The organism is Streptomyces sp. NPDC002809 (assembly GCF_040295435.1).
Taxonomy (GTDB): domain Bacteria; phylum Actinomycetota; class Actinomycetes; order Streptomycetales; family Streptomycetaceae; genus Streptomyces.
Map to the genome: position 1 here is coordinate 34,506 of NZ_JBEOVJ010000041.1, position 19,954 is coordinate 54,459.

17 protein-coding genes are annotated in these 19,954 nt (G+C 70.7%); 4 read left to right on the forward strand and 13 right to left on the reverse strand.

The window, feature by feature from the left end:
- Nucleotides 1–112: 112 nt before the first annotated feature.
- On the reverse strand, nt 113–1,333 hold the full coding sequence (locus ABT025_RS23385) for a CaiB/BaiF CoA transferase family protein (protein ID WP_502972008.1): 1,221 nt from the start codon (nt 1,331–1,333) through the stop codon (nt 113–115).
- 148 nt (nt 1,334–1,481) lie between these two features.
- Between ABT025_RS23385 and ABT025_RS23390 the strand changes: the two genes are divergently transcribed.
- A complete protein-coding gene (locus ABT025_RS23390) occupies nt 1,482–2,930 on the forward strand; it encodes a dihydroorotase (RefSeq protein WP_350997695.1) in 1,449 nt (482 codons plus the stop codon).
- Nucleotides 2,931–3,079: 149 nt separating this feature from the next.
- On the opposite strand, the gene ABT025_RS23395 is transcribed toward ABT025_RS23390, so the two are convergent.
- Nucleotides 3,080–3,922, reverse strand: coding sequence for a DUF4437 domain-containing protein (locus ABT025_RS23395; protein WP_350997698.1), 843 nt, complete (start codon nt 3,920–3,922; stop codon nt 3,080–3,082).
- Nucleotides 3,923–3,943: 21 nt separating this feature from the next.
- The gene (locus tag ABT025_RS23400; protein ID WP_350997700.1) at nt 3,944–5,557 is read right to left on the reverse strand and encodes a class I adenylate-forming enzyme family protein; all 1,614 of its coding nucleotides are present in this window, start codon (nt 5,555–5,557) and stop codon (nt 3,944–3,946) included.
- Nucleotides 5,558–5,781: 224 nt separating this feature from the next.
- Here ABT025_RS23400 and ABT025_RS23405 point away from each other — a divergent pair, with 224 nt between their 5' ends.
- Nucleotides 5,782–6,603: an NAD-binding protein gene (locus ABT025_RS23405; protein ID WP_350997702.1), complete on the forward strand. Its 822-nt coding sequence runs from the start codon at nt 5,782–5,784 to the stop codon at nt 6,601–6,603.
- Nucleotides 6,604–6,635: 32 nt separating this feature from the next.
- Here the strand turns inward: ABT025_RS23405 and ABT025_RS23410 are convergent, their stop codons facing one another.
- From ABT025_RS23410 to ABT025_RS23425, 4 genes are all read right to left on the reverse strand, one after another.
- Nucleotides 6,636–8,072 carry an FAD-dependent oxidoreductase gene (locus ABT025_RS23410; protein WP_350997704.1) on the reverse strand — a complete coding sequence of 479 codons (1,437 nt, stop codon included), beginning with the start codon at nt 8,070–8,072 and terminating at the stop codon, nt 6,636–6,638.
- Nucleotides 8,073–8,374: 302 nt separating this feature from the next.
- Nucleotides 8,375–8,869 carry a hypothetical protein gene (locus tag ABT025_RS23415; protein WP_350997769.1) on the reverse strand — a complete coding sequence of 165 codons (495 nt, stop codon included), beginning with the start codon at nt 8,867–8,869 and terminating at the stop codon, nt 8,375–8,377.
- Between the two features lie 273 nt (nt 8,870–9,142).
- Complete coding sequence (murJ, locus tag ABT025_RS23420; protein ID WP_502972004.1) at nt 9,143–10,834, reverse strand: murein biosynthesis integral membrane protein MurJ; 1,692 nt, start codon at nt 10,832–10,834, stop codon at nt 9,143–9,145.
- Entirely contained in the window at nt 10,831–11,994 is a 1,164-nt protein-coding gene (locus ABT025_RS23425) for a lipid II:glycine glycyltransferase FemX (protein ID WP_350997707.1), read from the reverse strand. The genes murJ and ABT025_RS23425 overlap by 4 nt, the downstream gene beginning before the upstream one ends.
- A 243-nt stretch (nt 11,995–12,237) precedes the next feature.
- Here ABT025_RS23425 and ABT025_RS23430 point away from each other — a divergent pair, with 243 nt between their 5' ends.
- A complete protein-coding gene (locus ABT025_RS23430) occupies nt 12,238–13,461 on the forward strand; it encodes a L,D-transpeptidase (RefSeq protein WP_350997775.1) in 1,224 nt (407 codons plus the stop codon).
- A gap of 139 nt (nt 13,462–13,600) precedes the next feature.
- Here ABT025_RS23430 and ABT025_RS23435 read toward each other — a convergent pair whose 3' ends face one another.
- The 5 genes from ABT025_RS23435 to ABT025_RS23455 all read right to left on the reverse strand — a co-directional run bounded on the left by ABT025_RS23435 (nt 13,601) and on the right by ABT025_RS23455 (nt 17,375).
- Complete coding sequence (locus ABT025_RS23435; protein ID WP_350997710.1) at nt 13,601–14,473, reverse strand: amino acid ABC transporter permease; 873 nt, start codon at nt 14,471–14,473, stop codon at nt 13,601–13,603.
- The gene (locus tag ABT025_RS23440; protein ID WP_350997713.1) at nt 14,470–15,114 is read right to left on the reverse strand and encodes an amino acid ABC transporter permease; all 645 of its coding nucleotides are present in this window, start codon (nt 15,112–15,114) and stop codon (nt 14,470–14,472) included. The genes ABT025_RS23435 and ABT025_RS23440 overlap by 4 nt, the downstream gene beginning before the upstream one ends.
- A 17-nt stretch (nt 15,115–15,131) precedes the next feature.
- Entirely contained in the window at nt 15,132–16,043 is a 912-nt protein-coding gene (locus ABT025_RS23445) for a glutamate ABC transporter substrate-binding protein (protein ID WP_350997716.1), read from the reverse strand.
- A 14-nt stretch (nt 16,044–16,057) separates the two neighbouring features.
- Nucleotides 16,058–16,801, reverse strand: a complete 744-nt coding sequence (locus ABT025_RS23450; protein WP_350997721.1) for an amino acid ABC transporter ATP-binding protein — start codon at nt 16,799–16,801, stop codon at nt 16,058–16,060.
- A gap of 133 nt (nt 16,802–16,934) precedes the next feature.
- Entirely contained in the window at nt 16,935–17,375 is a 441-nt protein-coding gene (locus ABT025_RS23455) for a DUF6278 family protein (protein WP_350997727.1), read from the reverse strand.
- A gap of 565 nt (nt 17,376–17,940) precedes the next feature.
- Here ABT025_RS23455 and ABT025_RS23460 point away from each other — a divergent pair.
- Nucleotides 17,941–19,128 (forward strand): Cmx/CmrA family chloramphenicol efflux MFS transporter, encoded by a 1,188-nt coding sequence (locus tag ABT025_RS23460; protein ID WP_350997730.1) that lies wholly within the window; start codon nt 17,941–17,943, stop codon nt 19,126–19,128.
- A gap of 13 nt (nt 19,129–19,141) precedes the next feature.
- On the opposite strand, the gene ABT025_RS23465 is transcribed toward ABT025_RS23460, so the two are convergent.
- Nucleotides 19,142–19,921: an exodeoxyribonuclease III gene (locus ABT025_RS23465; protein ID WP_350997732.1), complete on the reverse strand. Its 780-nt coding sequence runs from the start codon at nt 19,919–19,921 to the stop codon at nt 19,142–19,144.
- Between the last annotated feature and the right edge of the window lie 33 nt (nt 19,922–19,954).

A 19,954-nucleotide genomic window follows, 5' to 3' on the forward strand; every position in this document is an offset into this window, starting at 1 on the left:
TTCCCTTCATCGGGCTTCTCGGTGGGTGCGTGGGCGGGACCGTGTACGCGGGTGGCTTGGCGAAGTGTTGTCATACGGAGCCGCTCATACGGAGCCGCTCACTCGGAGCCGCTCATACGGCTCCCTCGTCGATGAGCACCTTGAGTTCGTCGGCCGTCAGGCCCAGCCGTCCGCCGTACACGGCTTCGTTGTCGGCGCCGTGCGGGCGTCCGGTCCAGCGGATCGAGCCAGGGGTGGCGGAGAGCCGGAAGAGGACGTTCTGCATGCGCAGCGGGCCGAGTTCGGGGTCCTGGACGGTGGTGATGGAGTCCAGCGCCCGGTACTGCGGGTCGGCGAACACGTCACGGATGTCGTAGACCGGGCAGACCGCCGCTTCGGCCTCGGTGAAGGCGGCCATGACGTCGTCCAGGTCACGCGCGGCGATCCAGCCCCCGACGTGGGCGTCGAGAAGGTCGGCGTGGGCGGCTCGGCCGGAACCGCCGGCGAACCAGGGTTCGTCGATGACCTCGGGGTGGCCGACGAGGCGCAGTACCCGTTCGGCGATGGACTGCGCGGAGGTGGAGACGGCCACCCAGCGGTCGTCGCGGGTGCGGTAGGTGTTGCGCGGGGCGTTGTTGGCGGATCGGTTGCCGGTGCGGGTCGGTACGGTGCCGAGCTGGTCGTACGCGGATGCCTGGGGGCCGAGCAGCGTCAGCAGCGGTTCGATGATGGCGAGGTCGACGACCTGCCCCTGGCCGCCCTGGAGCGTCCGGTGCAGCAGCGCCGTCTGGACGGCTGACGCGGCGACCAGGGCGGCGATGCCGTCGGCCAGGCCGAACGGAGGCAGGGTGGGCGGCCCGCCGGGTTCCCCGGTCACGGCGGCGAAGCCGCTCATCGACTCGGCGAGGGTGCCGAAGCCGGGCCGGCGCGCGTACGGACCGAACTGGCCGAAGCCGGTGACCCGGGCGATCACGAGGCCGGGGTTGACCTCGTGCAGCCGCTCGGGGGCGAGGCCCCACCGCTCCAGCGTGCCGGGGCGGAAGTTCTCGATCAGGACGTCCGCCTGCTCGACGAGGCGCAGCAGGAGTGCGGCGCCCGCCGGCCGGGAGAGGTCGAGGGTGGCGGTGTGCTTGTTACGGCCGAGCATCTTCCACCACAGACCGGTGCCGTTGCGGGCGGGGCCGTGGGTGCGGGCAGGGTCGGGGCGCCGTGGGTGTTCGATCTTGATGACGTCGGCCCCGTAATCGCCCAGGAGGGTGGCGGCGAGCGGTCCGGCGAACAAGGTGGCGCAGTCGAGCACGGTCAGTCCGGCGAGCGGACCCGGAGGGGGCACGGGGCCGGCTCCGGAAGGGATGCGGGACGGCACAGCGGCTCACACCTTTTCAGTCAAGCCTGTTTCTCCTTGCGGAACAGCGTTACCAAAAGCTAGCATGCGGCACGCTCGCACAGAAGAGAAACGATGTTTCCCCCAGGGGATCCGGGACCGGAAGGCGGCAGAGGACTTGGCACGCTACGACCTGCTCGTGAAGAACGGCACGCTGGTCCAGCCATGGACCGGCGAGATCCGCGCCGACCTCGCGGTCCGGGACGGGGTGGTGGCCGCGATCGGCGACGACCTCCCCGCATCGGACGCCGAGGAAGTGCTGGACGCACAGGGCAAGATGGTGTTCCCGGGCGCCGTGGACGCCCACTTCCACCTAGGCATCTACCGGCAGCTGGGCGTCGACGCCGCGGAGGAGACACGCTCCTCGCTGGTCGGCGGCGTCACCAGCGTGCTGTCGTACTTCCGCACCGGGGAGCACTACCTCAACCGGACCGGGCCGTACGCGGACATCCTGCCCGAGGTCCTCAAGGCGGTGGAGGGCCGGGCGCACACCGACTACGGCTTCCACCTCGCCCCCATGGACACCGCCCAGACGGGCGAGATCCCGGCGCTGGTGGCCGACGCAGGGGTGAGCTCTTTCAAGTACTACATGTTCTACAAGGGGTTCAACCTCTCCGCCGACTCCCGCGACGCCCCCGGCTTCCGGATGACCGGCGAGGGAGAGGAGTACGACCTCGGCCACCTCTACCAGCTGATGGAGGCGGTCGCGGCGGCCGACGCCGCCCGTCCGGACGGCCGGGTCTCGCTCTCGCTCCACTGCGAACAGGCCGAGCTCATGCGGCTGTTCATCGACCGGGTCCGCGCGGCGGGCGATCCGCAGACGCTGCGCGCCTACAGTGAGGCCCGTCCGCCACTCACCGAGCGCGTGGCCATCGGAGAGGCGGCCACACTCGCCCACGCCACCGGCTGCCCGGTCAACCTGCTGCACCTGTCCAGTGGGGAGGCGCTCGACGCGGCACGTGCGGCCCGCGCCGCCGCACCCGGAACGGACATCCGGGCGGAGGTGACCCTCCATCATCTGTGCCTGGACCACGAAAGTCTGGATGCGGCCGGCGCCGGTCTCGGCGGCAAGGTGAATCCACCGATCCGTACGTCCGCGGACAACGAGGCGCTGTGGGCGGGTGTCGCGGACGGCACGGTCGACTGGGTGGCCTCCGACCACGCGTGCTGCATGGAGGAGAGCAAGGGCGACGCGCTGTGGCCCGCCCTGCCGGGGTTCGGCGGGACCGCCCTGCTCTACCCCCTGCTGCTGTCGGAGGGTTACCACCGGCGGGGCGTGCCGCTGCGCCGGATAGCCGAGCTGGCCTCGGCCTCGCCGGCCGCCGCCTACGGCCTGGCCGGCCGCAAGGGCTCGTTGATGGTGGGGCACGACGCGGACCTGGTCGTCGTGGACCTGGACGCCGAGCACACCGTCACACCGGAGCTGTTGCTGTCGGGCCAGGACCACTGCCCCTTCGACGGGCGCACCGTGCGCGGCTGGCCGACCGCGACGGTGCTGCGCGGGCAGATCGCCTACCGCGACGGCGAGGTCACCGGGGCGCCGCAGGGCCGGTACCTCTCCCGCTGACCCGGCAGACCGACACGGTCGACGCCCCTGCCCGGACCGGCACAACAGCCGGTCTGGGCAGGGGCGTTCGTTGTGCGGTCATCAGCCGGAACGTACAACATCCGGCGGGGCCGGCCGCGTCACCGCGATCCGCCCCGCCGGAGGGTCCGTCACATGCCGTCGCGGGTCCACTCACCCCGGGAGCGGGAACGCAGCGGCATGGTGGAGGGCTGCGGTGCCTGGTGGGGCTCGTAGTTCTCCGCCTCACCGCCCCAGTTGATCCACTCCTCGGTGGTGTACCAGTTGATGAGTTCACCGTCCGAGCGGATGATCCACGTGGTGTCCTCCTCCGCGACGAAGTGGCCGTGCTTGACGAACGGCGGGCGGAAACAGTAGGTGCCCGGGTCGATGTCGCCGAAGTTGTAGGTCATCCGCCCGGCGAGTGTGTAGAACTCCTCGTAGCAGGGGTGGTGGGCCAGGCGGTGATCCGTCCAGCCCTTGGGAGCGAGGATCAGCCGGGTGTAGAAGCCGGTCTTCTCGTCACGGTGCAGCAGCTTGATGTACAGCGGCGAGATGGGCCCCACGGTCGGGGCGGCCACCCACTCCATGTCCTCAGGGTCCCGCACGGTGACCTCACCGTCGGTCTCCACCGCACGCTCACCGTCCAGGGCGAAGTCGGCGGGGCCGTACTCGCGCCAGTGCAGCACCCGGCTGCCCGCGTCGATCGACACGGCTTCCATCGGCACCCCGGTGGGCACCTGGACGTACCCTCCCGGCCCCAGCGGGGTGTCGCCGTAGGTCAGCCGGCCCGACACGACGAAGAACTCGGTGTCGGCGGCGGGCACACCCGCTCCTCGCGACCAGTCGGTGTCGAACTCGAGGGAGAGCGCGCTGGAGCCGTCCTCCTCGTCGGTGCTGAGCCGTCGCTCGCGCACCTCGCCCGTACCTCCCGGCAATTCGGCCACGTGCCATACGTAGTCGTCCTCATGGATGAGTTCCACATGCGGGCGCACCGCGCCACCGCCTTTCGCTTCTCATGCCGTACTGGGATCTTGTTGCGGCCGCGACGGGGCTGCCCCGTCGCGGAGTTCGCGTTTGAGCACCTTGCCCGCCGAGTTGCGCGGGAGCCGGTCCACGGCCTCCAGCCGACGCGGCAGCTTGTATCCGGCCAGTCGGGGACGCAGGAAGTCCGCGAGGTCCTCGACTGCGGCCGGGACGGCGCCGGGCGCCCACACCACGAAGGCCGTGACCCGTTCGCCCCACACCTGGTCGGCCGTTCCCGCCACCGCGCACTCGGCCACGGCCGGGTGGTGCAGGAGCGCCTCCTCCACCTCGCGCGGGTAGACATTGAGCCCGCCTGAGACGATCAGGTCCTTCTTGCGGTCGACGATGGTCACGTACCCCTCGTCGTCCATGGTGGCGACGTCGCCCACCGACAGCGCGCCGTCCGGGGCGGTACAGGTGGCGGTCGCCTCGGGGTCGTCGAGGTATCCGGCCATCAGGAAGGGGGACTTGCTGAACAGTTCGCCGGGCTCGCCGGGCGCCACGGCGCGGCCTTCGTCGTCGACCACGCGGACCTCGGTCAGATACCAGGCCCGCCCGACCGAACCGGCCTTGCGACGGGCGTCCACCGGACGCAGGTCGGTGACCACGCCGCCCTCGGTCGATCCGTACAGTTCATGCACCCCGCAGAGCGGAAACGCGTCCAGCACCCACTCCTTCAACTGGACCGGCAGAGCTGCGGCGTTGAAGTACAGCGTGTCCAGGGCGTCGAGACGGTGCCGGGCAGGTGCGTCCTCGCCCAGCGCCCGAAGGGTCTGCGCATGGGTCGGCACGAGGAACACGGACTGGACCCGGTGCTCCTCGGCCAGGGAGAGCATGCGGGCGGGGTCCCAGCGGGGCAGCATCACGACGGTGCCACCGGTCAGGACCGGCGCGAAGCCGAACATGAACCCCGCCCCATGGCTCATCGGAGCGACCGCCAGGCTCGTCCGGCCGGCCCCCAGCCCCCACTCGTGCGCCGAGAGCAGCGCGGTCAGTGCCCGGCCCCGATGGGTGAGCAGCGCGCCCTTGGGACGGCCGGTGGTCCCGGAGGTGTACTGGATACAGAAGACGTCTTCGCCGCCGACCCGCACCAGCGGGTCACGGTCGGGTGCGGTGGCGAGCGCCTCCTCGTACGCACGCCCGGGGCCGGGCGCGCCCACAGTGAGCACCAGGGCGATCCGGTCGGCGCTCGCCGAAAGGGCGTCGAGCACTTCCTCGGCCCGCTCGCCCTGGACGATCAGGGCGCGCGCCCCGCTGTGCCCGACGATCCAGGCGGCCTCGGGGCCGGTCTGACGGATACCCAGGGGCACCATCGGCAGTCCGGCCTTGGCCAGGGCGGCGGCCACCTCGGGGTACTCCAGGCGGTTACCCAGCAGGACCGCGACCGGATCGCCCGGTACCAGGCCGGCACCGAGCAGCGCCTGGGCGAGCCGGTTCGACCGCGCGTGGACCGCGGCGAAGGTCAGAGTGCGTTCCCCGTCGACGACCGCGGTCCGGCCGGCGGAGTCGAGGGCGCGATCGCGCACGCCGTCCGCCATCGTGACGGTGACACCGCCGGCCATGATCCGCCGGACCGGGTCGGGCAAGGATGGTGCATCAGGCATGACGACGTCCTCCGCGGGCCCAGCGGTGATCGGAGATGAGCACCTCTCCTGTCTACTGCCATGGTTCCACTCACGTCAACACTGTTTCCCTACAGGAAACGTGAATACGCATCGTGCACCCCGGCGGCACAGGACCGACGTCTCGGTCAACAGCACTCCGGCACTGGCGCGTCGACGTCCCGTACGCCACAGTGGAACACTGTTTCCTTTTGGAGGTGTGTCGGGTGCGCTATGTCGTGATCGGCTGCGGCAATGTCGGCGGGGGCGTCGCGCGGCTGCTGCGCGCGGACGGGCACGAGGTGGTGGGCACCACCACCTCCGAGGAGCGACGGGCGGAGGTGGCCGAGGTGTGCGGTGAGGCGGTGGTGCTCTCCGGCCGGGACACCGAGGCGATCCGGCGGGTCGCCGAGGGGGCGGACGGGCTGGTCCTCACGGTCAGCCCCCGGCTGCGACGGGCCCTGGACCCGGCCGCCCGGGCAGCCGAGTACGCCGACGCGCTGGTCGCGACCGCATGGGCGGCCGCGACGGCCCACCCCCGGGTGGTGATGGCCGGGTCGGTCTCCGTCTACGGCGACGCCGCCGGCCCGGTCGTCGACGAGAACACGGCGCCGACCACGAGCGAGGACGTATCCCCGCGGAGTTTCCGGGCGGCCGAGGCCGCCGTGCTGGCGCTGCCCGGTGGCGCGGTCGTACGGCTCCCCGACGTCACCGGGCATCCCGGAGACCTGGACGACACCGCGCGGGTGAGACTTGCCCACGAACACCTCGGTGGCACCGTCCCGTTCGCGGCCGGAGCCCTGCGCCACCGCATCGACCACCAGGACGCCGCGGGCGCGCTCGCCTTCGTCCTGACCGAGCAACTGATCGGCCTCTACAACGCCGTGCCCGACACCACGGTGCCGCCCACCAACGCCGAGTCCTTCGGCAAGGTGTGCGCGGCCGCAGGCCTTCCCCCGCTCACCTTCGGGGAGCAGATCCGCACTCCGGCGCACCCGATCTCCTCGGCACTGCTGCGCCGGGCCGGGTTCACGTTCCAGCACTCGTGAGACCACCGCCGGCGGCCGGACCCCGCCGGGTCTCAAGCCGCCGGCCCCGGGGTGGCGGGCCGGCCCGCCAGCGCACGTCCGAGGATGCGACCGAAGGCCATGGCGGGAGTGAGGCACATCCCGGAACAGAAGGAGTTGCCGTTGACCGCCGCCGACCCGATGACCTCGCCCACCGCGTAGAGACCCAAAAGCGCACGACCGTCCTCACGGAGCACCCGCAGGCGGGTGTCGACGTCCAGTCCCGCGAAGGTGATGACAGTGACCGGCCGGTTCTCCACCGCGTAGAACGGCGGCTCCACCAGAGGCGCGGGCAGGTGGGTCCGGCCGAATTCCGGGTCACGCCCGGCTGCGACGAAACCGTTGTAGCGGGCCACCTGCCCGGCCAGGCCGCCCGGTGCGATGCCGGCCAGGCGGGCGAGGCCGGGGACATCCGGCGCACGGTGCAGGCCGGGGCGCCGGCCGCAGACCGCGTCGAACTCCTCCGGGGTCCAGCCGTGCACCATGGGCCGAGACGTACGCAGCGCCCGGGCATCGAAGACCGTCCAGAAGGTCATCCCGTCCAGACGGGCCAGCGCGCGCTCCTTGCGGTCGATGGACGGATCGTCCTCCGCGGCCCAGCGCCGCCCGTGCACATCCACGTACACCTCCCACGGCGGCCGTTCGGGGGCGACGAGCTGAGGGCGGTGCACCCAGTCCACACGGAGCGTTCCGGGCTCGGGCGGCAGGCCGCCGAAGGTCGGCAGGTACTTCCCCCGGCCCTGGATACCGGCCCCCACCGAGCGGCCCAGACGGATCCCGTCACCGGTCGCGGTCGGCGCCGCCGACGTGGTCAGCGGAGCGTTGTCCAACTCGGCGAAGAGTTCCGGGTCATGGCCGAATCCTCCCGTCGCGAGGACGACGGCCGGCGCGCCGAAGATCCGGCCGTCCTCGGTCCGCACCCCGGCCACCCGGCCGTCCGGGGCAGCACAGAGCTCCGCCACCCGGGCCCTGCAGTGGAGCCGGACGGCCCCGGAGGCGAGGTGCGGGGCGAGCAGCCGTCGCAGCACCGTCAACAGGGCCGGCCCACCTGGCACTTCGAGCGCGTGAACCGTACGCGGGACGAGGTACTGCTCGTGTCCGTGGACGATGCGCGGCGTCGTCGGGTCGACGGCGAAACCCGCGTCGAGCAGCCACTCCAGCACGGACGGCTGCTCCGCGAGCGACAGCCGGGTCAGGTCCTCGCGCCCGGTTCCGTCGCTGATCCTGGCGATGTCCTGCCAGTGCTGCTCGGGATCGTCCTCGATACCCCGCGCACGCTGGAGCGAGAAGCCCCCGGCCGAGAGATGGCCGCCCGACCACGGCAGGGCCCCGCCGATGTCGGCGGTCTTCTCCAGGAGTACGACGCGCGATCCGCCCTCGGCCGCCGCGATCGCACACGCGATCCCACCGGGGCCCGCACCGACCACCACGATGTCCGCTTCCCTGCCCACAGACAACCTCTCCCCGCTATCGGACCGGCGGCCGGCCAACCGAGAAGCGTTCCGCTCCAGGAGACACCGTTTCCGACCGGAGGCGGATCGGTCAAGATGCCGATGAGAAGACGATCGACGCGGACGCGTGGCGACCGTCGGCCGGGCCACAACCCGCGGTGGATAGTGACGTCATGGCACCCGAGTTCAAGGTTGGCCCCTTGGAACGCGTCTGCGAACCGCCGGACGGCCGCCAACCCGCAGTCGCTGCTGCCGCCCGGCGTGAAGGTCGACACCGACGCGGGAAGTGGGCCCGCGCGCCGTCAGACGGAGCAGTGGGCCGGCCCGATGACGCCGTCGGAGCCGGTCACCGTCACCGCCTCGCTCCGGTCTGCGGTGCGGGCCCGCGCGGCGGTGCAGATGAGCTGCTGGCGCGCGGGTTCGGACATTCCGGTGACCCGTGCGTCCATCCTGACCTGTACCCCCTGCGCACTCAGCTCGACGCTCAGCTCCACCCGTCCGTCGGGGAGTTCGGAACGAAGGCCCGCGTCCCGCTCCGCCCGGGAGGGACCGGCGAAGAGCAGTTTGAGGGTTCTGGCTGCTCCGGCAGGCGGGCCGGCCGAGCCGGAAACCGACCCGCCGCTGTCTTCCCCCGACGGCTCGGCGTAACGCACGACCGGCATCAGCCGGGCCGCCGTCGACGAGGACACGAAGTACAGGACCGTGCCCATCTGTCCGGCGGGCGCGACCTGCACGAGCGCCGGTTCGCCGGCCTCGACGACCTCCGTCGCCCGGATACCGCATCCGGCGGCCAGCAGCGCGCGCGCCCGCTCCTCACCGCCCCTCCAACGGCACTTCGACGGTGAACACCGCGCCGCCGGCCGATCCGTTCGCGGCATGGACCGTGCCGCCGTGCAGCCGGACGTTCTCCCGCGTGATCGCCAGGCGTCGTCTCCGATCAGCAGCACGCGAGGCATGGCGTCAGTATCCCAGCGGTCAAGGAGTGGATTCGGAAGTGTGAGCGGGCGGATTTGCGCGTATGTGTGCGCCCCGGCCCGTTCCGCGGTGCGATCGGGCGGGGCCGTTCCGCCTCAGGTGCGCCGCAGCCTGCTCCGGACGGCGGCCAGCGCGGTGGCGACCTCGGTGAGCCGCAGTGGGCGGGCGAGCAGTGCCACGACCAGGAAGAGGACGAGCACTCCGGTCCCGGCCGCGGCGAAGTCCCCGAGTCCCGGCCCGTCCGTGTCGACGGCGCGGGCCGCCGCGTACGCCAGCAGCCCCGCGGGCACGCACGCGGCCACCAGCCGGGCATGTGCCCCCACCCCCGGCGAGCGCAGCAGCGAAGGCCTCTGCGCCCCGAATGCGGAGACCCTGCGGTGCAGCACGTACGCGGTGACGGTGAAACCGGCGAACAGGGCCACGGAGTACGCGCCCGCCATCCCCGTCACCGCCCAGCGCGCGGGCAGCAGCAGATAGGCGGCGACCGAGAGGCCGGCGTTGAGCGCGGCGATGACCAGGTTGAGGAGGAAGGGGGTGCGGGTGTCGCTCATCGCGTAGAAGCCCCGGGAGAGGACGTACTGCCCGGAGTAGGCGATGAGTCCCGGTGCGAAGGCGGCCATCATGCCGGCCATGACGGTGATGTCAGCCGGGCCGGTGCGTCCGTATCCGAAGACCGATCCCATCACCCACGGGGCGAGCGCCAACAGGGCGGCGGAGGCCGGGATCACCACGGCGGCGGAGGTCCGCAGCGCGTACGAGATGTCGCGCCGCACCCCCGGCAGATCGCCGTCGGCGGCCGCCCGGCTCATCCGCGGCATCAGTGCGGTGACGAGGCTGACGGTCACGATGCCCTGCGGCACCACCCACAGCTGGAAGGCATAGCTGTACGCGGTGTAACCGGCGCCGCCCGCCAGGTTCTGGTCCGCCGCGTGCTGCCCGGTGGCGGTGGAGAGCCGGGTCACCACCCAGTAGGCGGCCTGGTTGGTGAGCACGAGCATGACGAGCCAGCCGGCCGCCCGCAGGGGACGGGTGAGTCCGCTGCCGCGCCAGTCGAACCGCGGCCGCCAGCGGAACCTCGCGGCGCGCAGTGCCGGCACCAGGGCGAGGGTCTGAACGGCGATCCCGGCGGTGGTCCCCCAGCCGAGCCACTGCGCCTGGGCGGAGGTGAGTTCGCCGTCCGAGCCCACCGCCGTCCAGAGGTACAGCCCGAACACCGCGATGATCACGAGGTTGTTGAGGACGGGGGTCCACATCATCGCCCCGAACCGGTTACGGGCGTTGAGTACCTGTCCGAGGAGGGTGAAGAGCCCGTAGAAGAGGATCTGCGGCAGACAGTAGCGGGCCAGCGCGATGGTGAGTTCGGCCTGTCCGTCGTCGTAGGTGGGCGCGTACACCGAGATGATCAGCGGGGCGCCGACGACGGCGAGCGCGGTGAGGGCGAGCAGCCCGACCGTGCAGAGGGTGAGGAGACGATCGGTGTAGGCGGCCCCGCCGTCGGTGTGCTCCCGGGCGGCCCGGACGAGTTCGGGGACGAAGACGGCGTTGAGTGCGCCGCCGATCAGCAGCATGTAGAGGATGTTGGGGACGGTGTTGGCGACCGTGTAGCCGTCGGCCCGCAGTCCGGTGCCGAGGGCGGCGACGACGACCGCCGAGCGTATGAACCCCGTCGCCCGTGAGACGACGGACCCGGCGGCCATGACGGCGCCGCTGCGCAGCACCGAGGTGGAGCCGTGCCGTTCGCGCTGTTCGGGGGCGACCGTGCCGGTGGTCGCGTCCGCGGCCGTCACCGGTGCGCCAGGTAGGCCTGGAACGCCCGGTACAGCGTCTTGTTGGCGGCTCCGCCCACCGATGTCTCCCACTCTCCGAGGGTCTCCACGACCTGTCCTCCGGTGCCGAACTTCCAGCGCAGCAGCCCGAAGGGGCGGTCGTCGGGATCGAGGGTGGAGGATACCCCGCGCATGTCGTACACCTCCGCGCCCTGGGCCTGGGCGTCGAGGAGCATCTGCCACTGGAGGGCGTTGCTGGGGCGGACCTCGCGGCGGTGGTCGGCGGACGCGCCCGTCTGGTACCAGACCCGGCGCCCTGTGCTGATCATCGTGTGGGCGGCGAGGATCTCGCCCTGGTGCACGGCGAGGCAGAGCTTCATGCGGCCGGGCTGTTCGGCGTTGAGGACGGCGTACTGGCGCTGGTAGTAGGCCAGTGAGCGGCCGAGCCGGAAGCCGTCGCGCTCTTCGGTGATCCGCAACAGGCGGTGGAAATCGGGCAGTTCGGCCGCGCTGCCGGTGACTATGCGCACCCCGGCCCGGCCGGCCCTGCGGACGTTGCGGCGCCACTCCTGGTTGAGCCCGGACCACAGATCGTCGGGGGACCGTCCGGTGAGGGGCACCCGGAAGACGTAGCGGGGCTGGGCGTCCGCGTCGTCTCCGTCCCCGCCGCAGCGCCGCCAGCCGCGGGCCCGGAGCCGGTCGGCCACGGCCGCGCCGAGCGGGTCGACCTCGCTCGCCAGTACGTCGCCCACGGTGCGGCCGGGGCCGGTGGCGGCCTTGAGCCGGGCGGTGTCCCAGCGGCGGTAGGCCGGGGACGGCCCGATGCGTACGGCGAACGCCCCCGCGCCGCGCAGATGGGCCATGAGCGGCCGGAGCCAGCGGTCGATTCCGGGATCGGCCCAGTCCGCCACCGGCCCTTCGGGTATATAGGCGAAGTACTTTCGGGTGCCCGGGAATTGCCGGTAGAGAATCAGCGCACTGCCTGCCAATTCACCATGGTCGTTCAGCCAGCCGACCGCTTCCGACGTCCACTGGTCTTTCACACCGGCCCAGGACGGGTACTGGAGAAAGCTCGCGTCCGCATGCGTGGCCACGTGTGCCCGGTGCTCGGCGGGAGTGAGTCCGCGTATCCGTAGTTCCTGATCACGGCTGCGTTCTCCGGTCGCGAGCAGCGCTGACATGTCCGTGGCCCTCCCTCGTGGGCCCCGCGGTCTGCTCTGCGGGGCTGCACAGGATGCTCACAGCGGACCATGACCGGGCTGCGCGCCGGATGTGACCGGACGATGACCGTTGCGCTGCGTTCCTTGTCACACACCGCATTCCCGCTTTTCCGTGGATTTACGGAACTTAGGCTCCGGTGAATGCCTCTCCACAGACGACAGAGCAAGGCCCAGGAGGTTTTTCCGTTGATCCCCGTCCCTCTCATATCCGCCCTTCGGGGCACCGTCCGGAACGCGCCGCCCGCCCGTCCTGCCCGGCTCGCCCTGATCGCCGGCACCGCGTTGCTCGGCTTCACGCTCACGGCCTGCTCCGGCGGCGCCGCGGCCTCGGGCCATGACGCGGACCGGGAGCAGGACGCCGGCCCGTCGCCGGCTGCGGACACCCGGATCTCGGTGAACCTCAACGGCACCGCAGCCGCTGCGGGCAAGCCGGTGACGGTGACGCTGGCCGCCGGGAAGCTGCGTGCCGTCACGGTCTCGGCCGACGGGGGCGAGGCCCTCACCGGCCGCCTGTCCACCGACGGCAGGACCTGGACGTCCGACCGTGTGGCCGCGCCCGGCACCACGTACCGCGTCGAGGCGAAGGACACCGGCGGTGGCAGTGACACGGCGGGCTTCACCACCGCGGCGGCCGGCCGGGTGAACAAGCTGACGCTGGCTCCCGGCAAGAACACCACGGTCGGCATCGCCCAGCCGCTGTCCATCGTGTTCGACCACCCCGTGAAGAACAGGGCAGCGGTCGAGAAGGCGCTCAAGGTCTCGACCTCGAACAACACCGAGGGCTCCTGGGGGTGGCTGCAGGACTACTCGGGCCGGGACCGCGTGGACTGGCGGCCCAAGGAGTACTGGAAGTCCGGCACCCGCATCACGCTCGACGCCGATCTCAACGGCGTCGACTCGGGTCCGTCGGGCGGCTGGTTCGTACGTGACTACGCGACGACGTTCACCGTCGGCAGCAGCCAGGTGGTCAAGGTCGACCTGGACCGTCACCGGCTGGCGCTGAAGCGGGACGGCAGGACGGTCATGGACGTGCCCATGTCCGCCGGGACACCGGGTGGCGACAGGGCGTCCTGGCGGGGCACGGCCGTGCTGATGGCGAAGGAGGGCACGATCAACATGCGCTCCGAGACGGTGGGCCTCGGCGACCTCTACGACAAGATGGTCGACTTCTCGATGCGGCTGACGTGGTCGGGCATGTACGCCCATGCCGCACCGTGGAACGCCGCGTACTTCGGAGTGGCGAACCACAGTTCCGGCTGTGTCGGGATGAGCGACGCCGACGCCGCTTCCCTCTACCGCCAGGCCCACGTCGGCGACCCGTTCGAGATCACCGGCGCGGACGCCAAGGGCACGGTCGCGGAGGGCAACGGCTACGGGGCGTGGAACGTCTCCTGGGCCGACTGGCGGACCAGGAGCGCTCTCGGCTGACGGCAACGCCCGGCACGCAGCTGACCTTCTCCCCGCCCGGCACGGACCCTCGTCGGCGTCCGTGCCGTGCGCGCGAAGTGATCACCGGCTGCTGCCGGACGGGTACCGCTCCCCGGGTCTGCCCCACGGCAGGTCCCGGCTACTGCGCTCCCGGCATCAGCGCCCCCGGTTCGGCCGGAGCGACGCCCGTCGCTTCCGTCTTCGGGTTGCGCCGCTGCCGCTTCGCCACCCAGGTGGCGAACCAGGAGAGCAGCATGCACATCCCGATGTAGATCGGCGAGATCACCATCACCACGGGGATGAAGGGCAGATCGTAGTCGAGGTTGGACGCGATGAGCTTCCCCGCGTGGAGGAACTCCTCGTAGGTGATCAGGTATCCCAGCGAGGTGTCCTTCAGCGCCACCACCAGTTGGCTGATGATGGTGGGCAGCATCGCACGCACCGCCTGCGGGGCCAGGACGAAGGTCGTGACCTGTGTCTTGCGCATGCCCAGGGCGAACGCCGCCTCGCCCTGACCGCGCTCCACCGATTTGATGCCCGTACGGAACACCTCGGCGAGCACCGAGCCGTTGTACAGCGTCAGTCCGGCGACCAGAGCCGGCAGGGGCTGCACCTTCAGCGCCACGAAGATGAAGAAGATCATCACCAGGACGGGCATGGCGCGGAAGAACTCGACGAGGACGGTCGCCACCCAGCGCACCGGCCGGTGGTCGGAGAGTCGTCCCACCGCTAGTACGGCCCCGAGTGCCAGCGAGAGCACTGCGGCGTAGGCGAACGCCTTGAGGGTGTTGCCGAGCCCGCGCAGCAGCAGTTCCTGAATTCCCTTGTACTCGAAGGGAGTCCACTTGGCGCTGGTGAACTGGTCGGTGTCGAAGAGCAGATAGATGACCCAGCCGACCAGGGCGAGGATCAGGATCGTCGAGACGATCCCGTAGACGCGGTGCCGCTTGCGGGTCTGCGGACCGGGGATGTCGTAGAGCACGGTCGCGCTCGGTGCGGAGTGGGCGGTCATCGGGCGACTCCCCAGCGCTTTTCCATCAGGTTGAAGATCGCGCTGATGGACAGAGTGATGATCAGGTACCCGACCGCGATCCAGACGAAGGTCCAGATGATGCTGTAGCCCAGTTCGTTGAGGGTCTTGTAGGTGCCGAGCAGTTCGGTGACGCTGAACGCCCCCGCGATCGCCGAGTTCTTGGCGAGTGCGATGAGCGTCGAACCGACCGGTGGGATCACCGAACGGAACGCCTGCGGCAGCACCACGTTTCCGAGCGTCTGGCCGAACGTCATGCCCAGGCTCCGCGCCGCCTCGCCCTGCCCTGTGGGCACGGTGTTGATGCCGGAGCGCAGCACCTCGCAGATGAACGCGGAGGTGTAGCAGCCGAGGGCGAGAATCGCGAAGACGTTGAACGGCAGGACCAGGCCGAAGCGCGGGAGGCCGAGCAGCACGGCGAAGAAGAGCAGGGTGAGCGGGGTGTTGCGCAGCACGGTCACCCAGACCGTGCCGACCACCCGGAGCGAGCCGACGGGCGCCACCCGGCAGGAGGCCATGACGAAACCGAGGACCAGGGCCAGGATCGAGGCGTAGAAGGTCAGCTCGACGGTCCCGAGGAACCCCTTGCCGTAGAGCGAGAAGTTGTCGGTGAGTACGTCCATGTGTCGCGGCCGTCCCCTCAGGTCGCCGGGTAGTTGTCGATGGGCGGCGGCTTCGGCGCGGGCACCCCGGAGAGCCCGAGCGTCGCCTCGAAGGCCTTCTTCCAGTTGCCGTTCTTCTCGTTGGCCTCCAGCGCGTCGTTGAGCGCGAACCGCAGCACGTTGTCGCTGCGCGGAACCCCGATGCCGTACGGCTCCTCGGAGAAGGGCTTGCCCACGACCTTCATCTCGTCCGGTGCCTTCGCGGCGAATCCCAGCAGGATCGCGTCGTCGGTGGTGACGACGTCGACCTGGTACGTCAGCAGGTTGTCGACGCAGATCGAGTACGTGTCGTAGGCGACCAGCTTCGCCTTCGGGAAGTCGGCGGCGATCCGCTGGTACGGGGTCGAACCGGCAGCCGAACAGACCGTCTTGCCGGCCAGGTCCTGCGGCCCGTGGATGTCGTTCTCGTCCGTGCGGACCAGCAGCCCCTGACCGGCCATGTAGTAGGGGCCGGCGAATCCGACGAGCTTCTTGCGCATGTCGTTGATGGTGTAGGTGCCGACGTAGTAGTCGATCTGCCCGTTCTGCAGGGCGGTCTCGCGGTTGGCGGAGGCGATGGTCTTGAACCTGATCGTCTTCGGGTCGAAGCCCAGCGAGGCGGCCATCATCCGGGCGATCTCGATGTCGAACCCGGAGTAGATGCCTGTGGCCGGGTCCTTCTCGCCGAGATAGGGCTGATCCTCCTTGGCCCCCACCCGCAGATATCCGCGCTTCTTCGCGTTGGTCCAGGTCTTGGAGTCAGGCAGGCGGAAGGACGTGTCCACCTTGTAGACCGGCAGCGCCTCGGGCTGCGGTCCCTTCACCGGAGGGCTGCCGTCCTTGCCGCAGGCCGCGGCGAGGACGGCCAGCAGGAGGCCGGCACAGGCGGCCAGTACTTTTCTCGTACGCAACACAGGGCCTCCCGTCAGTGCTTGAGGATCTTGGACAGGAAGTCCTTGGCCCGGTCGCTCTCGGGAGCGGTGAAGAAGTCCTCCGGGGTGCGGTCCTCGACGATGCGGCCGTCGGCCATGAAGACGACCCGGTTGGCCGCGGAGCGGGCGAAGCCCATCTCGTGGGTGACGACGACCATGGTCATCCCCTCGCGGGCCAGCTGCTGCATCACCTCCAGCACCTCATTGATCATCTCCGGGTCGAGGGCCGAGGTGGGCTCGTCGAACAGGAGCGCCTTGGGGTCCATGGCGAGGGCGCGGGCGATGGCCACGCGCTGCTGCTGGCCGCCGGAGAGCTGAGCGGGGAACTTGTCGGCCTGGCCGACGAGCCCCACACGCTCCAGAAGCTCCCGGGACCGCCGGTCCGCCTCGCCCTTCTTCCGCTTGCGGACCTTCAGCTGTGCCAGCGAGACGTTGGCCAGCACGGTCTTGTGCGCGAACAGATTGAACGACTGGAAGACCATGCCGACTTCGGCCCTCAGCTGCGCCAGACCCTTGCCCTCCTCGGGAAGGGGTCTGCCGTCGATGGAGATGTGGCCGGACTCGATCGTCTCAAGCCGGTTGATGGTCCGGCAGAGGGTTGACTTCCCGGAGCCGGAGGGGCCGATGACCACCACCACCTCCCCGCGGCCGACGGTGAGATTGATGTCCTGCAGTACGTGCAACTTTCCGTAGAACTTATTGACGTCACGCAGCTCGATCAACGGATCGACGGCCATACGCTGCCCTACCCACTTATCGCTATGTCGAGGTCAGCGCAAACTATCCACCCCGGAAAGGGACTTCACACCCGACACGCGTAAATGGGGCATAAGGCGTTTTATCTCGTCGCGCGGTGCGCGCGGCCCCACGTCACCCCTCGGCCGACTCCGAGTAGACCTGCGAGAGCTCGGGGCTGCCCGTCATCGCCCAGTCCAGGCCGGCCTCGACCACATCGATCTCACGCCCCGAAGCGAGCCGCACCACGGGCTGCCCGCTCGGCCAGATGTGCCAGAGCGCACCGGCGACGTTGCGCACCAGGACCGTGCCCAGGTAGAGCCCCGCGTCATTGCCCAGCCAGGGCAACTCCTCCGGATCGTCGCGCCAGCGCGGCGGCAACTGATCGAGCGCCGCCAACGAGGCCGGGCTGTCGTCGAGTTCGAGGCCTCTCTCCCCCACCCGGACGCGGAGCAGCTCACATTCGGCGAGCATTTCGGCCACGCCTTCCGGATCGGCCTCGACGGCGGTCGCGAGCCCCGCCCTCCGCGTTCCGTCGTGACGCTTACGCCAGTTGTCCAAGAAAGGGATGTTCATACCAGTCAGGGTCCCATCCCCGCCCGCATCCGCACCACAGGGCGCGCGGCCTTTCGTTCGAGTGCTGACCACCACGCATACGCCTCTTGCTTCACCCGGACGCGCTCCCGCCCGGTCAACGCACGAACCGGAGGCCGCGATGCGACCGGGGGAACGGGGTGGAGAAGCCGGGCCGCGGGCTGGTAGTTTCCCCCTCATGAGCAGCCCCGAGTCCGACAGACGCTAGCCACCGGTCCCCGGTGGCTTCCCGCGTCCGCGCCTGACCGACTTCGTGCGTCAGGGCTGCCGCACTGCCGCCCCCGGACCCATGCGATGCGGGTCGCGCCGGGCACCGCGCACGGGCGCAGCTCTGCCCGGCACTCCACAACCGGAACTCCACGGCCGTCCGCCACGGTCCGTGCTCCACGGTTCTTTCGCCGCTGTGCCGTGTCACGGCCGTGAGCGCTGTAGCCGTCCGGCCGTTGTGGCCGTTGTGCTGATCTGCCGTGTTGCCGCTCGTCGTCACGAGCGGGTGCGGCCCGCATCCCCGACCGGTTCTGTCCATCAGCCGTCCATGGGGTTCTTCATGCCGTTTTCCGTCTACGCTCTCGGGCTCGCCGTATTCGCCCAGGGCACTTCCGAGTTCATGCTGTCCGGTCTGCTGTCGGGCATCTCCGAGGACCTGGGTGTCTCCATTCCCGACGCGGCTCTGCTCACCTCGGCGTTTGCCGTAGGCATGGTGCTCGGGGCACCCGCGATGGCCCTCCTGGGCCGCAACTGGCCGCGCCGTCGCGCCCTGTTGTCCTTCCTCTGCGTCTTCGCCGCCGTGCACGCCGTGGGCGCGGTCACCTCCAGTTACGGGGTGCTGCTGGCGACACGTTTCGTCGCGGCGGTGGCCAATGCCGGCTTCTGGGCCGTCGCCCTGGTCACCGCGGTCGCCCTCGCCGGACCCGCGGCAAGGGCGCGGGCCACGTCCGTGGTGGTCGGTGGTGTCACCGTCGCCTGTGTGGCCGGAGTGCCCGCCGGGGCGTGGCTGGGCGGGCAGTGGGGATGGCGTGCGGCGTTCTGGGCCGTGGCCCTCGTCGCGCTGCCGGCCATCGCCGTGATCGCGGCGACGATTCCGGCGGGACGGCCCGCGGTCGTCCTGCCGAGCGCGTACGCCGAACTGCGGACCCTGGCAGGGTCCCGGCTGCTCCTGACCCTGCTGACGAGCGCGCTCGTCCAGGGAGCGACCTTCTGCGCGTTCTCCTACTTCGAACCGGTCGCCCGGCACGTCGCCGGAGTCGGTGCCGCGTGGGTGCCCGCACTGCTCGCGCTGTTCGGTGTCGGCTCGTTCATCGGGGTCGCCGTCTGCGGCCGGATCATCGACTCGCGTCCGGTCGCGCTGACCGCGGCCGGCCTGGCAGCGCTGGCCGTCGGCTGGGCCCTGTTCGCCGCCGGCGCCGGCAGCCCGGTGGCGGTGGTTGCCCTCGTCCTCGTCCAGGGCATGCTCGCGTTCGGCACCGGGACCGCGATGATCTCGCACGTGTTCCGTCTTGCGGACGGTGCGCCGACGCTGGCCGGTTCGTTCGCCACCGCGGCGTTCAACGTGGGCGCCGCGGTCGGGCCGTGGCTCGGCGGACTGGCGATCGGCGCGGGGTTCGGCTTCCGGTCGCCGTTGTGGGTGAGCGCGACGCTCATGGTCCTGGCGCTCGGGACGGCAGCAGCCGCTTCGAGGGGCCGGCTGCTGGGGACCGTGGACCGTACCGCTCAGGCACCCCGCGCGGGCGCCTGAGCGGTGTCCGTACTCAGAGTTCGAGGTCGACGACCACCGGGGCATGGTCGGAGGCGCCCTTGCCCTTGCGCTCCTCGCGGTCCACGTAGCTGTCCTTGACGGCGGCGGTGAACGGGGCGTTGCCGTAGACGAGGTCGATGCGCATGCCCTTGTTCTTCGGGAAGCGCAGCTCACGGTAGTCCCAGAAGGTGTAGGGACGGTCGTACTTCAAGGGGCGGGGCATGACATCGGCAAGGCCCTCCTCGCGCAGGGTGGCGAGGGCGGCCCGCTCGGCGGGGGTGACATGCGTGGCCCCCTCGAAGAGGGCCGGGTCCCAGACGTCCTCGTCGGTCGGGGCCACGTTGAAGTCACCGAGGACGGCGAACGGCCGCGCCCCCGCGGCGTCCGCCGCCACCGCCTTCTGCAGCGCCTCGAACCAGCGCAGCTTGTACGCGTAGTGCTCGTGCTCGACCTCGCGGCCGTTGGGCACGTACACCGACAAGAGACGCACCGGGCCGCAGGTGGCGCTGATCGCCCGGGGCTCCTGCACGCCGTCGTACTCGGGGCCGCCGGGCAGCCCCGTCACGACGTCGGCCAGGCCGACTCGCGAGACCAGCGCCACCCCGTTCCACCGGCCCGTGGCGTTGACCGCGGACTCGTAGCCGAGCTCACGGAGCGCTTCGGCCGGAAACTGCTCGGCCGTGCACTTGGTCTCCTGGATGCACAGCACGTCGGTGCCGGTGCTCTCCAGCCAGGCCAGCAGCCTCGGCAGGCGGGCGGTGATCGAATTGACGTTCCAGGTGGCGATGCGCATGTACGTAAACCTAGCGGCTCCCACTGACAGCGG

Bases quoted from the DNA above. Each gene is read 5' to 3' on its own strand.
- ABT025_RS23460 (WP_350997730.1), top strand. From the start codon at position 17,941: ATGCCGTTTTCCGTCTACGCTCTCGGGCTCGCCGTATTCGCCCAGGGC.
- ABT025_RS23455 (WP_350997727.1), bottom strand. From the start codon at position 17,375: ATGAACATCCCTTTCTTGGACAACTGGCGTAAGCGTCACGACGGAACG.
- ABT025_RS23450 (WP_350997721.1), bottom strand. From the start codon at position 16,801: ATGGCCGTCGATCCGTTGATCGAGCTGCGTGACGTCAATAAGTTCTAC.
- ABT025_RS23435 (WP_350997710.1), bottom strand. From the start codon at position 14,473: ATGACCGCCCACTCCGCACCGAGCGCGACCGTGCTCTACGACATCCCC.
- ABT025_RS23425 (WP_350997707.1), bottom strand. From the start codon at position 11,994: ATGTCAGCGCTGCTCGCGACCGGAGAACGCAGCCGTGATCAGGAACTA.
- ABT025_RS23440 (WP_350997713.1), bottom strand. From the start codon at position 15,114: ATGGACGTACTCACCGACAACTTCTCGCTCTACGGCAAGGGGTTCCTC.
- ABT025_RS23465 (WP_350997732.1), bottom strand. From the start codon at position 19,921: ATGCGCATCGCCACCTGGAACGTCAATTCGATCACCGCCCGCCTGCCG.
- ABT025_RS23400 (WP_350997700.1), bottom strand. From the start codon at position 5,557: ATGCCTGATGCACCATCCTTGCCCGACCCGGTCCGGCGGATCATGGCC.